Here is a 13,005-nt window from a genome sequence, read left to right on the forward strand (position 1 = left end):
GGTGAAGATCCCTCACCGCGCCTCTTCAAATCCGGCCAGCACCGAGGTCAGGTTCGCGCCCAGAATATCCGAGAGATAACCGCCCTCCTGCACGAACACGGTCGGCAGGCCCATCCTGGCGATGGCCTGGCCGATGCGGCGGAAGCCCGGCGTCGTAACGGCGAGGCCGCGCAGCGGATCGTGCTCGGAGGCGTCCAGGCCGAGCGCGATCACGAGGGCACCGGGGGAAAAGGACTCGATCGCCTTGCGAGCGACGTCCATCGCCTGGATGTAGCCGTCATCGCCGGTGCCGATGGCGAGCGGGATGTTGAGATTGGTGCCGAGGCCGGGTCCCTCGCCGCGCTCGTGGGCATAGCCCCACACATAGGGATAGTAGGCGACGGGATCGGCGTGGATCGACACCGTGTAGACGTCGGGCCGGGCGTAGAAGATGCCTTGGGTGCCGTTGCCGTGATGGACGTCGACGTCGAGGATCACGACGCGCTCGTGCTTCTGCCGCAGATGCGCCGCGGCGATCGCGCTGTTGTTGAGAAAACAGAAGCCGCCGGCCATGTCGCGATAGGCGTGATGACCGGGCGGACGGCAGAGCGCATAGGTCGCATCTTCGCCATCCATCACCATCTGCGCGGCGGTGACCGCAACATCCGTCGCGGCGCAGGCCGCAGCCCAGGTGCCCGGACCGATCGGCGCCGCGGTGTCGGCGGTGTGCCAGCCGAGCTTGCCGACGATGTGGGTCGGGTAGGTCGCAGCGTGGCGTACCGGATGGATGTTGCCGATCATCTCTGGACCGGAATCGCCAAGCGCAGTCCAGGCGTCCCAGGCTTCGCTCAGGAACGACAGATATTCCGGACTGTGAATGCGCGCGCGAGGGCCCTGTCCGAATGTGGTCGGCTCGACCAGCTGGTGCTTGCCGTCCTTCAAGCCCTTGAGAAGGCGATCGGCGCGCTCCGGCTGTTCGGTCGTGCGCTTGACGACACCGCGAACCAGAAAGAATTGCGGATCATGGCTGCGGTGCAGTTCGGTATGGACGGCTTTCACTCAAACACTCCGTGATCGCATGCTCACAGACGTCTTGATCGCTGCGGCAGCCAGATGCAAGCAAGAAGAATGCCGTCTCGCCCTGCAGCGGAAGCAGATCGCCCTGGCCTCAGCAGCGTCCGCGCTGCAGGCAGTGCTCGCGACCCGGCTGATCGGTACGAAACGACTCGATGAAGCCGCCCTGACGCTGGGTGACGAAGACGGTCTTGCCGTCGCTGCCACCGAAGGCGAGGTTGGTCGGCTCCTTGGCCTTCAGCGCGATCTCCCGTTCGACCGCGCCGTTCGGCTTCATCAGCGCAATCGTGCCCTTGAGAATGCGCGCGACATAGAGCCGGCCGATGACGTCCGTGCGCAGTCCGTCGACGGTGTCGGGCTGAAATGCCTTGACGAGCTTTGCGCCGGTGAGGTCGTTGCCGTTGATCGCATAGGACCAGATCTGGCCGCTGCTGGATTCGCCGACATAAAGCGTCTTGCCGTCGGGGCTGAGATCGATGCCGTTGGTGGTGCCCATCGCGCGCGGCGCCGACATGATCTGTCCCTGCACCGTGCCGTCGGCGGCTTTCGTAATCCGCCAGATATGGCCTTCGCGGCCCTTCCAGTTCGGATCGCTCGCATAGATCGTGCCCTCGCGCGCGATCGTGATGTCGTTGGGCTGGTTCATCTCGGCGGAGTGAAACCAGAGCGACGGCTCGGTCGTCCCCTTCGCAATCGCGAAGATGTTGTGCTTCTTGTAGTCGGCGATGAACATGGTGCCGCTCCGGTCGAAGCGGATGGCGTTGCCGACACTGCCATCGGGCAGCGCCGTGAACGGCTCCGACGCGGTGCCGCCGGCGGGCAGCCGGCCGATGGTGCCGGGCTTGCCGAGATTGACCACGAACAAATTGCCGTCGAGGTCAGCCGCGGGGCCCTCGATGCCGAAGGTGTATTCGCCGGGAGGCGTCACCTGCGCGCTCTCGAACAGCTTCGTCTCCGCATGGGCGGATGCCGTCGCAACGGCGAGTAGGACGGTATTGCACAGGCACCAGAAATTCCTGCCGGATGTAATAGCCATCGCCGTCGGTGCACTCGCCATTCAAATAGGGATCGGCAGGCCGGAAGAATCGGCTGAAGCCGGGTTTGTCTACAGCGCTCCTTTGTGTCACGACAACGACCTTTCCGGCCGGTATTTCGCCGCATTCCTTGCTGGTTTTGCCGAAGAATTTACGCTGCGGCGGGCCCGGCTTGATCCGCATCCGCGTGCCCGGGACCATTGTCGCGACGAGCAGATCCGCCGTGTCCAGCAGGCGTTTGTAGCCCGGCTCGGTCTTCGGCAAGCTCTCGCCGCCCGGCGGCATCAGCTTCTCCGCGCCGAGACCGCGGAGCCGCGTGCGCAGCTTGCCGGCGTCGGGATCGCCGGGATAGATCCAGCCGTCCTGCGAAAGCATGAAGCGCAGCACTACCGCGTCCTTCTCTGCCTCCGATTGGCCGCCCTTCAAGCCGAAATCGGAATGGCAGCCGGCGCAATGCTTCTCCACGAGGCCCTTGCGCAGGGTGGTCAGCCGGGCGCTGTTCTGCGCATCCCTGGCGACGAAGGCCGCGAGCTGGTCGATCAGCGCCTGGCTGCGCATGTCGCACGGCAGCGGTGGCGGCGGATCACCGGCGGCTCGATCGATGCGGATCACCGTCTGGTTCTTGTCCTCGACCAGCCAGATCGCACCATCTTCCGCGACGGTCATGCCGACCGGCGCCCCTTGCGGCCGCGCGCCGTTGACGCGGTGCCAGCCTGCAATCAGCTCGTCGAACGGCGCGGCGGCGACCTCGCCGGCGTCGGTCTGAAAACTGCGCACCGGATCGGCGGCGCAACTGACGTGGTAGCGCACCGGCGCGGGAGAAGGCTTGGGGAAGCCGCGATCGTCGACATCATAGACGAGGACACGGCTGCCGGTCGGACGATAGCCGTGGAGGCCGACCAGCAGCTTGCCTTCCAGCTCCGGAAATTTGCTGCCGTGATAATAGAGCATCGCGAGCGGCGCGCCGTGTGGCGGCATCAGCGAGAGCGGCGGCTTGTAGAGCGCGTTGGCCGTGCAGAGTGATTTGTAGAGCCCACCTTGCAGCAGGCTTCTGAATTCCGGGCTCGGAGTCGACAGATCGTAGCAATAGGGCCAGCCATAATGCTTGCCCTGCTCGATCGCGTTGATCTCCTCGTTCGGCTTGAAGATGTCGGGCAAGTCGCGACTGTTCTCGCCCTGCAGGAAGGCGTAGCCGGCCTCGGGAAACTTCGGATGCAGCGCCAGCGCCATCGAATTGCGCAAGCCTCGCGCATAGACGGTGTGCGGCGGATCGGAATCGCCGGGCTTCAGCGCCGGGAAGACGCCACCCGTGGGTGGCGTGAACAGCCAGATCGCTGCCATCGCCGAGGCGCCCTCGGCCGCCGCGCAAGGCTTTGTGATCGGCGCCGACGTGATGCAATCGTCGCTGTGCGAGCCGACATTGACGAATAGTCGGCCGTTCCTGTCGAAGACGAACTGCTTGAGCGGATGCGCACTCTCCTGGATCCCAGTGCCGTCGGTCAGCGAGATCCGGCGGCCCGGCATATGACGGATGATGGTCTCGACCGTGCCGCCCGGATTGTCGGCGAGGGGGTCGAACCGGAAGATGGTCTCGGCGGTCGAGGCGTAGAGCTTCCTGTCCGGGCCGATCGCGAGGCCGAACGGATATTCGATTCCCGCCAGAAGCTCCCTGAACCGCTGGCCCTGGGCCGCGCGCGGATCGAGCAGCAACAGCCGTCCGTCGGTGTGGCCCCAGCCGCCCATGTCGGCCACCACGAACAGCTCCCGGCCCGGCACCTGGACAATCGCGCGCGGGAATTTCAGGCCATCCTCTTCGCTGGCGACGAGGCCGGCGCAAAATCCGGCCTTCATGTCGATCTGGAGCCTGGGAAAAGCGAGATCGCCATTGCCGCAGGCTTCCGCGCCCATCGCATAGCCGCTGCGGCGGAGCGGCTCCGATGACGCCGCCGAGATGAGCCCCAGCAGGACCGCCAACATCCCCGCACATGCGCGCAGGCTTCGGCGTCCACGCCTGGATGTGAAGTAGCTCACGGCGTCTCCCCCCGACTTCCCGTGAAAAAGCTGTTTCATGCCGTCCGAACGCCGTCCAGCCGAACATCACTCGCCTGTGATTAAACCTGTAACGACCTCTGAGCCGACCAATATCCGTAGATTCCCTTACCGGGCTCGACCCGAATGTTTCGCGAAGGCCTCGGGTGGTATCGATTTGCCATCCAAGTACTCCCGCCAGGAGGCGCATATGGTCCAGGTCTATTTTCACTGCTCCAACACCGAGGGCACGCTGATCGACCGCTACGGCGCCGCCGTCTCCAATCTCACGGAGGCGCGCGACCGTGCCTCCCAGATCATGAATTCGATGATCCAGACGCCCGGCGCTGAAGACTGGCGCGATTGGGTGATCCATGTCAGCGGCTCCGACGGCGAGGATCTGTTCGATCTTCCCTTCACCGCCATGCTCGGCAAGCCGCATTGAGGTGATGTCATGTTGCTCGCTTCACTGAGCCTGTTCCGCCAGCCCGTGAACTTCGTCGCCGCCAAATGGCAGACGCTGATCAGGGTCGCTGGCGACCCCTACCGCCCCGAGCTGCACTACATGCGCGGGCCTGGCCCCAAATGGCGCGCCAAGTATCAGGCCAGCCGGCTGAACCGCTCGCTCTGAGCGCTACGGCCTCGCCGCTTCCAATCTCCGTCTCTCCTTCGTCATGGCCGGGCTTGTCCCGGCCATTTTCGTTCTTGGATCACCTACGCGAGACGTGGATGGCTGGAACAAGCCCGACCATGACGGCGTGGTGATAGGACCCCACCTCACTTCCCGGTAAACCTCGCCTTGCGCTTCTCAACGAAGGCATTGCGCCCCTCGACGGCATCCGCGCTCTTGCGAACCACCGCCTGAAGCTCAATCTCGCGGCGGAACTGCACCTCGTAGGTCGCATGCTCGCTCTCCTCAACGAGCAGGCGCGTTGCCACCAAAGCGCGTGTCGGGCCCTCCGCCAGACGGCGCGCGAGAATCAGCGCCTCGTCCATCAGCTTCGCGTCGTCCACGACCTGCCGTACCAGGCCGATCTCCTGGGCGCGTTCGGCCGTCAGCGGCTCGTTCAGCAGCATCAGCTCGAGCGCGCGCTGGCGGCCGATCAGCCGCGGCAACAGCCAGGTCGAGCCGAGATCCGGCACCAGCGCGATTCGGCTGAACACCTGGATGAAGCTCGCCGACCGCGCCGCCACGATCATGTCGCCGGCCATGGCCAGGCTGAAGCCGCCGCCGGCCGCGACGCCATTGACGGCGACGACGACAGGCACGCGGCATTCGCGCAGCGCCTTGAAGGCCGGCCAGTAGAACCGCATCACGCCGGCAGCGATGTCCTCACCCAGCGCTTCCGACGCCTTCAAATTCTGTCCTGAGCAAAAACCGCGCCCCGCGCCGGTGAGGATCAGGGCTCGAATACCCTCGTCCTGCGCCATCTCGCCGATGGCGGCGGCGAGCGCGCCGAGCAGGTCCGGCGTCATCGCGTTCAGGCTCGCCGGCTCGTCCAGCGTCAGGATCCCGACCGCGCCATCCCGCGCCTGTTTCACACCAGCCATGTCGCGTCTCCCTTTGGATTTTCTCGTTGGTGGCAATGTGCCATCCTTCGCACGCCCCGCCAATGCTGAGCTTCCGCGCCAGCACAGCAACGCCAGAACAACAGAGATCAAGACGACATCATGCCTCATCAGTTCAGCCTCAACCAAACCGTCCGCAAACCCGCCGTCACCTCCAAGGGCGGCATCGTCGCCTCGCAGTCGCGGCGAGCGGCCGAAGTCGGGGCGCAGGTGCTGGCGGCGGGCGGCGACTGCGTGGACGCGATCGTGGCGACCACCATGGCGCTGAATGTGCTCGAGCCCTGGAATAGCGGCATCGGCGGCGGCGGTGCGATGGTGCTCTACCGCGCCAAGGAAAATCGCTTTGAGGTGATCGACTACGGCATGTGCGCGCCGCAGAGCCTGCGCGTTGCCGACTATCCGCTCAGCGGCGAAGGCGCGGCCTCCGATCTCTTCCCGTGGCCGCGGGTGAAGGACGATCGCAACATCCACGGCCCCGGGTCGATCGCCGTGCCGGGCGTCGTCGCCGGCATGGAAGAGGCGCATCGCCGCTACGCCAGAATGCCGTGGAAGGATCTGGTCGCGCCGGCAGCCAGGCTCGCCGGCGAAGGCCTGCTGGTCGATTGGTGGACCACGGTGACGATCTCGGGCTCGGCTGCCGATCTCAGGCGCTATCCCGCGAGCGCGGCGGCGTTCCTGAAGGATGGGCTGCCGCCGAGCGCGCCATGGGGCATCAAGGCCGAGACGCGACTGCCACAGGACACGCTGAAAGCGACGCTGTCGCATCTCGCCGAGGCAGGGCCGCGCGATTTCTACCAGGGCGATCTCGCCAGGAGCATCGCCTCCGACATCAAGGCCGATGGCGGTTCGCTGTCGGTCGAGGACCTCGCCGCCTTCCGCGCGCACTTGCGCGAGCCGCTGGCGATCCCCTATCGCGGCGGCAAGGTGTATGCGACGCCCGAGCTCACGGCCGGGCCCACCATGGCGCACGCGCTGCGCCTGTTGCAGCAGAGCCTGAAGCCGGCAAGCGCGCCGGACGCGGCCGCCTATGTCGAATATGCACTCGCTCTGCAAGCGGCCTTCCGCGAGCGGCTCAAGGACATGGGCGATGCCGACGGCAAGCGCTCGCTCGGTGCCGAATATCTGGCGCCCGCCTGCACCACGCATTTCTCCGTGGTCGACCGCCACGGCAACATCGCCGCGGTGACGCAGACGCTGCTCTCGTCGTTCGGCTCGAGATATGTGACGCCGCACACCGGCATCGCCATGAACAACGGCATCATGTGGTTCGATCCGACGCCGGGCACCACCAATTCGCTCGCGCCCGGCAAGCGCTGCCTCTGCAACTACACGCCCGTCATCGCCGAAACCAGGGACGGCAAGCGTCTCGCGGTTGGTGCCTCCGGCGGCCGCCGCATCCTGCCGTCGGTGATGCAGCTTGTCTCCTTTGCGATGGACTTCGGCATGGACCTCGATGCCGCCATCCACCAGCCCCGCATCGACGCCAGCGAGGGCGCAGTGGTGATCGGCGATGCTCGCTTGCCGGAGGACGTGCGCAAGACGCTGGGCTCGCGCTTCGACTATGAAGAGACCCGCGTGCAGGCCTTGCCGCAGAAATTCGCCTGCCCGAGCGTTGTGATGCGCGAGGGCGACACGAATTCCGGCGCGGTCGAGATCTTTCAACCCTGGGCCGACGCGGTGGCCGAAGACGGAGCGTTCCTCGAATAGGAGGCGCGCTAGCAGAGACGCGCAACTGCTTCAACGGGTCATTGCGCCCATACGGCCGCGACGCGAGCCTCTCTCGTGTCCCGGACGCGCTGCAGCGTTCTTACGCTGCTGCGCAGAGCCGGGACCCAGGAGGCCACAGCACTCGCTGCTGCATGGACCCCGGCTCTGCAGCGCATCACTTCGTGCTGCGCAGCGTCCGGGGCACGCTCGCGAGCAACGTAAGGGACACGACGCGCACATCAATGCCACACTGCGCCAGCTTGCGTTGAGCCGATGCGCGACCGTGTATCTCCGCGAGCGTCACGACTCCTCCACATTCGCAGGGAACTTACCTACCGGCCGTTCATTGATTGAACGGACAAGTGCGCTCGCCCCAGTGGAGGACATATGAAGAAACTTGCGCTCGCCGCGTCGCTGATCCTTGCAGCCGGCCTCACATTCACCAGTCCTGCCCTGGCCAAGGGCGGACATGGCGGCGGACATGGGCACGGCCATGGTCATGGCCATTCGATGGGTCATCATTACCACGGCTCACCGCCCGGCTGGTCGCGCGGACGCAAGGTCGGCTGGCGCGGTCACGGGTGCCCGCCCGGTCTGTGGAAACAGGGCCGCTGCTGAAGTCGGATATCTGCCAATGATGCAAGGCGTCGCTCCTACCGGGCGACGCCTTCTTCACATGCCGAGCCGGTCCCGTATGCGGCCCGTAATCACCGCGGTCGTCACCCCGACCGGCCAGAACGCGTGCATCGGGATCGGCTTGATGCCCGTGATGGGCATGTCGATCTCCGCCTTGGCGCCGCCGATCAGCCGGCGCGCGAGCTGCGCCCCCATCGCGGTCGCGAGCGCGACGCCGCGACCGTTGCAGCCGAGCGAGATCAGGATGCCTTCGGCCGGCTCATGCACATGGGGATAGTGATCCCCGGTGATGGCGAGACGGCTATTCCAGCCGTGAGTCCAGGCAATGCCTTTCAATTGCGGCCATAGCCGCTCGGCATAGCGCATGAGATAGGCGACGTCGTACGGCGACTTGATCCAGCGCATCGGGCCGCGGCCGCCCATCAAGAGGCGATTGTGCTGGTCGATGCGGTAATAGACGGTGATGTGGCCGCTCTCGTACAGCACGGACCGCGTCGGCATGATCGCGCGGGCCACCGCGTCGGAGAGCGGCGCCGTGGCCGCGATCGAGGAGAACACGGGCACGATGGTGCGGCGGAGCGCGGGCCAGAGATCGTCGGTAAAACCGTTGGTGGCGAGCAGGACCTTGTCGGCATGAACCACCGCCCGCGGCGTCTCGATGCGCCAGCTTCTGCCATCGCGGCGCAGTGACAGCGCCGGCGTCTCGCCATGCACCTTCGCGCCGGCCGAGATCGCCGCACGCGCGAGACCGCGGGCGTAGCTGAGCGGATGCAGATCGCCGCCGCGCGCATCCAGCATGGCGCCGATGTAGCGGTCTGTGCCGGTCATCTCACGGAGCTGCTCGCGGTTCAGATATGTCACCGGCATGCCGCGGCGGATGCATTGCTGCGCCGTTGTCTCGATCGCCGCGGCACTGGCCTCGTGATAGGCCGCGCGCAGCGTACCGTTCTGACGTGCCTCGCACGGGATCTGGTAGCGGCGGATCAGATCGTGCGTGAAATTCGTGGTGCCGTAGGAGAACTCGATCATGCGGCGGCCGAGGTCAGCGCCGAAATCAGCCTCGATCTGATCAGGATCGTGCTTCAGGCCGGGATTGGTGTGGCCGCCATTGTTGCCGGACGCGCCCCAGCCCGGCTCCTGCGCCTCCAGCACCAGCGCCTCGACACCCTGCTCCGCCAGATGCAACGCGGTGGACAGGCCGGTGTAACCACCGCCGATGATCGCGACCGAAACATTCTTGTCCGTATCGAGCGGCGGCGTGGTGACCGGCGCGACGGCGGTGTCGGCATAGAGCGAGGGCGGCAGAGGCAGGCGCGCAGGCATGGCAAAGACCGGTCAGAGCGGATGCAGCACACGCCGCAAAAAGTCCTGCGTGCGCGGATGCTGGGGTTGGTTGAGCAGCGCCTTGGCCGGTCCCTGCTCGACGATGACGCCGCCGTCGATGAACAGCACGCGGTCGGCAACGTCGCGGGCAAAGCCCATCTCGTGGGTGACGACGACCATGGTCATGCCGTCGTCGGCGAGCTTGCGCATGACGCCGAGCACGTCGCCGACCAGTTCGGGGTCGAGCGCCGAGGTCGGCTCGTCGAACAGGATCGCCTTGGGTTGCATGGCAAGCGCCCGCGCGATCGCGACGCGCTGCTGCTGGCCCCCGGAGAGTTGCGGCGGATGCGCATCGGCCTTCTCGGCAAGTCCGACTTGAGCAAGCAATGCGCGGCCGCGCTCCAGCGCCCGGGCACGCGGCTCCTTTTTCACGAACAGCGGCCCCTCGATCACGTTCTCCAGCGCAGTTCGATGCGGAAACAAATTGAAGCGCTGAAACACCATCGAGACCTGGGTGCGGATGTTGACGATCGACGGCGCGTCGCGATCGACCTTCAGACCTTCGACGCTGATCTCGCCGCGGTCGTAGCTCTCCAGCCCGTTGATGCAGCGCAGGATGGTAGACTTGCCGGAGCCGGAGGGACCGACGATGCAGACCACCTCGCCCTTCTGCACGGAGGCCGTGATGCCCTTGAGCACCTCGTTCTCGCCAAAGCTCTTGTGGACGTCGTTCAGCTCGATCATCGCTTGCCGGCCCGCTTCTCGAAGTGACGAACCAGCAGGATCAGCGGAATGCTCATGGTGAGGTACATCAGGGCAACAAGCGTGAACACGCTGGTATTCTTGAAGGTCGAGGACGCAATCAGCTTGCCCTGCAACGCAAGCTCGGCGACCGTGATGGTCGAGGCTTGCGAGGAATCCTTCAGCATCATGATCATGACGTTGCCGTAGGGCGGCAGCACGATGCGCACCGCCTGCGGCAGCACCACGCGGCGCATGGTCAGCCACCAGCCCATGCCGATCGACTGCGCCGCCTCGATCTGGCCCTTGTCGATCGCCTCGATGCCGGCGCGAAAATTCTCGGCCTGGTAGGCCGAATAGGCGATGCCGAGCCCGAGGATCGCGGCCTGCAAGGCCGACAGCGTGACGCCTAGATCGGGCATCACGAAGTAGAGGTAGAACAAGAGCACAATGATCGGGATGCCGCGGATCACATTGATCAGGCTGGCGCTGATCATCGACAGCGCCTTGATGCCGGAGACCCGCATCATCGCCCAGATCAGGCCGAGCACCGTCGAGAGCAGCAGCGAGCCGATAGTGACGACGATCGTCAGCACGACGCCGTTCATCAGGATCGGGAAGAACTCGGCGGCGTCGTGCCAGAAGCCTTTCATCGGGCAGCCTAGTCTCTACCGATCAGCCCTGAGCCTTCAGGCCCCATTTATCGAGGATCTTGTCGATGGTGCCGTTGGCCTTCAGCTTGGCGAGCGAGGCGTTGATCTTGCCGAGCAGCGCGGTCTCGCCCTTGCGCACGCCGATGCCGACCGAGCCGACGGTGACGGGCTTGTAGCCATCAACGAGACGCACCTCGGGGAAACCGCCCTGCTTCAGGTTATAGGCGAGGATCGGATAATCGGCGTAGCCGGCCTTGAGGCGACCGGTGTTCACGTCGCGCAGGATGTCCGGAATGGTGTCATAGGCTTTCACGTCGGCGAACAGGCCGGACTTCTTCAGCGCATCGACGAAGGCGGTGCCGACCTGGGCGCCGACCGTCTCGCCCTTCAGATCCTCCTGCGTGGCATAAGCCTTGGTGTCGCTCTTCGGCACGACGAGGCCTTCGCCATAGGTGTAGATCGGGTCGGAGAAGTCGACGACCTCCTTGCGCGGCGCGGTGATGAACATCGCTGCGGCGATGATGTCGATCTTGCTCGACGTCAGCGACGGGATCAGTGCCGAAAACTGCATCGGCTCGATCTGCACGTTGAAGCCGGCATCCTTGCCCACCTCGGTGACGAGATCGACCATGATGCCCTGGATGGTGTTGGTCTTGGTGTCGAGGAAGGTAAAGGGAATGCCCGTCGGGGTCGAGCCGACCTTCAGCACCTGCTGCGCCGAAGCGGGCGCCACGGTTGCCAGTGCGAGCGCCGCGACCGCGGCCTGAACAAAACGCTTCATCGCATCCCCCTTTGGGTCTGGCCGATGGCGGCGCTCGCGGGTGTTGCGAGCCGAGCCGTTTCGGCCTATTTTCACCAATATGAAAATTTGGCCACACTTTCGCGAACGATGCAAGCGGTTTTCATGCACATGAAGGAAGCGGTTTGACGTGAGCGGTGGCAAAAGAATGCGCAGGCCGGCCGCGACAAAGCCGGTGAAGAAGGTGAAGGCCAAAGCCGTCGCCAAACCTGCCGAGCCTGCGATGGACGTCGCGGTCGGCCGCCGCATCAGGGATCTCCGGCGCGTCAGGCAATTCTCGCTGGAAACGGTCGCGGCGCGCACGGACCTGTCGATCGGCTTTCTCAGCCAGATCGAGCGCGGCCTTTCGTCACCGTCGTTGCGCGTGCTGGCGACGCTCGCCGACGTGCTCGGCGTCGGCATCGCCGCCCTGTTCGGCGCAAGTCCGAGCGCCGACGGCACCTCCGATCAGGTGGTGACGCGTGGGCTGCAGCGGCCCGAGCTGAAGCTCTGGCGCACCGGCGTGTCGAAGCAATTGCTGAGCCCGGCCAGCGCCGACAACAAGCTCAATCTATTCCTGGTGCATCTGGAGCCCGGCGGCTCCACCGGCGACGAGCTCTACACCCATGACGGCGAAGAAGCCGGCCTCGTGCTCGAAGGCGAGATGATGCTGACGGTGGATAGCGAGACATGGTCGCTGAAGACGGGCGACAGCTTTCGTTTCGCCAGCCGCCGGCCGCACCGGTTTTCAAATCCGGCCGAGGATGCGAAGGCCGTGGTGCTCTGGGTGAATTGCGTGACGGGGGCGGGGTAATTTGCCGGCACGCCGTCTGCTGGCATGATGTGAAGGCATTCTGCAGGACGAAGGGCCCCGTCGATGGTTGACCTCATCATCGCTGCGATCCGGCGACGGCTGAAGACAAGGCCAACCGATCTGGGCCGACCTCTGCGCACGGGACTCATCCCCGCCAGGGCAGGCGATATTGCCTCCGACGAAGAACATCTTCGTTTCCGGCTGCCACCCCTCTTGAAGCGAATGTATGCAGATATCGGCAATGGAGGTTTTGGCCCCGGATACGGGCTCATCGGACTGACGAACGGCGTTCCCGACGATACCGGCAAGACCGCTGTTGCGATCTACGATTTGTTTCGGAGTGCGCCAGAGTTGGCTTGGCCGGACGGCCTTCTGCCGATCTGCCATTGGGGATGCGCCATCTACTCCTGCGTCGATTGTTGCGATCCGGATTTCCGGATGCGGATTTTCGATCCCAACGTTCATGATGGCGATGACTGGACCGACGCATTCTTCGAGGACGCTCCCAGTATCGAAGACTGGATTGGATCGTGGGCCTCTGGCGTCAATCTGTGGGACGCAATGTATGGCGACGAAGGCCATATCGCCCGGACCATATCTGCGCGCCGCAAGCGGCCTTGAGCCGGGCGCCGCCAACTTCCCGTCATCCTTGAGGTGCGAGTGGCGCGA

General features: G+C 65.1%; 14 protein-coding genes. 6 read left to right on the top strand and 8 right to left on the bottom strand.

The window, feature by feature from the left end:
- Nucleotides 1-12: 12 nt before the first annotated feature.
- From RAD10_RS23820 to RAD10_RS23830, 3 genes are all read right to left on the bottom strand, one after another.
- Nucleotides 13-1,038, bottom strand: a complete 1,026-nt coding sequence (locus tag RAD10_RS23820) for a histone deacetylase family protein (RefSeq protein WP_461619465.1) — start codon at nt 1,036-1,038, stop codon at nt 13-15.
- 109 nt (nt 1,039-1,147) lie between these two features.
- On the bottom strand, nt 1,148-1,981 hold the full coding sequence (locus tag RAD10_RS23825) for an SMP-30/gluconolactonase/LRE family protein (protein WP_461619466.1): 834 nt from the start codon (nt 1,979-1,981) through the stop codon (nt 1,148-1,150).
- On the bottom strand, nt 1,932-4,064 hold the full coding sequence (locus RAD10_RS23830) for a PQQ-dependent sugar dehydrogenase (protein WP_461619467.1): 2,133 nt from the start codon (nt 4,062-4,064) through the stop codon (nt 1,932-1,934). Before RAD10_RS23830 ends, RAD10_RS23825 begins: the two co-directional genes overlap by 50 nt.
- A gap of 262 nt (nt 4,065-4,326) precedes the next feature.
- Here RAD10_RS23830 and RAD10_RS23835 point away from each other — a divergent pair, with 262 nt between their 5' ends.
- Entirely contained in the window at nt 4,327-4,560 is a 234-nt protein-coding gene (locus RAD10_RS23835; protein ID WP_018316955.1) for a DUF6894 family protein, read from the top strand.
- Nucleotides 4,561-4,569: 9 nt separating this feature from the next.
- On the top strand, nt 4,570-4,746 hold the full coding sequence (locus RAD10_RS23840; RefSeq protein WP_018316954.1) for a hypothetical protein: 177 nt from the start codon (nt 4,570-4,572) through the stop codon (nt 4,744-4,746).
- A 146-nt stretch (nt 4,747-4,892) separates the two neighbouring features.
- Here RAD10_RS23840 and RAD10_RS23845 read toward each other — a convergent pair whose 3' ends face one another.
- Entirely contained in the window at nt 4,893-5,666 is a 774-nt protein-coding gene (locus tag RAD10_RS23845) for an enoyl-CoA hydratase-related protein (protein WP_461619468.1), read from the bottom strand.
- 120 nt (nt 5,667-5,786) lie between these two features.
- On the opposite strand from RAD10_RS23845, the gene RAD10_RS23850 reads away from it, so the two are divergent.
- Nucleotides 5,787-7,391, top strand: a complete 1,605-nt coding sequence (locus RAD10_RS23850) for a gamma-glutamyltransferase family protein (protein WP_461619469.1) — start codon at nt 5,787-5,789, stop codon at nt 7,389-7,391.
- Nucleotides 7,392-7,778: 387 nt separating this feature from the next.
- Nucleotides 7,779-8,009 (top strand): hypothetical protein, encoded by a 231-nt coding sequence (locus tag RAD10_RS23855; protein ID WP_461619470.1) that lies wholly within the window; start codon nt 7,779-7,781, stop codon nt 8,007-8,009.
- 54 nt (nt 8,010-8,063) lie between these two features.
- On the opposite strand, the gene RAD10_RS23860 is transcribed toward RAD10_RS23855, so the two are convergent.
- From RAD10_RS23860 to RAD10_RS23875, 4 genes are read right to left on the bottom strand one after another with little or no spacing between them, the layout of a single operon-like run.
- Nucleotides 8,064-9,350: an NAD(P)/FAD-dependent oxidoreductase gene (locus tag RAD10_RS23860; protein WP_461619471.1), complete on the bottom strand. Its 1,287-nt coding sequence runs from the start codon at nt 9,348-9,350 to the stop codon at nt 8,064-8,066.
- A gap of 12 nt (nt 9,351-9,362) precedes the next feature.
- Nucleotides 9,363-10,094 (bottom strand): amino acid ABC transporter ATP-binding protein, encoded by a 732-nt coding sequence (locus tag RAD10_RS23865; RefSeq protein ID WP_018316950.1) that lies wholly within the window; start codon nt 10,092-10,094, stop codon nt 9,363-9,365.
- Nucleotides 10,091-10,744, bottom strand: coding sequence for an amino acid ABC transporter permease (locus RAD10_RS23870; RefSeq protein WP_028142217.1), 654 nt, complete (start codon nt 10,742-10,744; stop codon nt 10,091-10,093). The genes RAD10_RS23865 and RAD10_RS23870 overlap by 4 nt, the downstream gene beginning before the upstream one ends.
- A gap of 22 nt (nt 10,745-10,766) precedes the next feature.
- Nucleotides 10,767-11,525 (bottom strand): ABC transporter substrate-binding protein, encoded by a 759-nt coding sequence (locus tag RAD10_RS23875; RefSeq protein ID WP_461619472.1) that lies wholly within the window; start codon nt 11,523-11,525, stop codon nt 10,767-10,769.
- A 166-nt stretch (nt 11,526-11,691) separates the two neighbouring features.
- Between RAD10_RS23875 and RAD10_RS23880 the strand changes: the two genes are divergently transcribed.
- Entirely contained in the window at nt 11,692-12,336 is a 645-nt protein-coding gene (locus RAD10_RS23880; protein ID WP_461619473.1) for a helix-turn-helix domain-containing protein, read from the top strand.
- 63 nt (nt 12,337-12,399) lie between these two features.
- Nucleotides 12,400-12,957 carry an SMI1/KNR4 family protein gene (locus RAD10_RS23885; protein ID WP_461619474.1) on the top strand — a complete coding sequence of 186 codons (558 nt, stop codon included), beginning with the start codon at nt 12,400-12,402 and terminating at the stop codon, nt 12,955-12,957.
- The last annotated feature ends 48 nt before the right edge of the window (nt 12,958-13,005 follow it).

Source organism: Bradyrhizobium sp. 23AC (genome assembly GCF_054863025.1).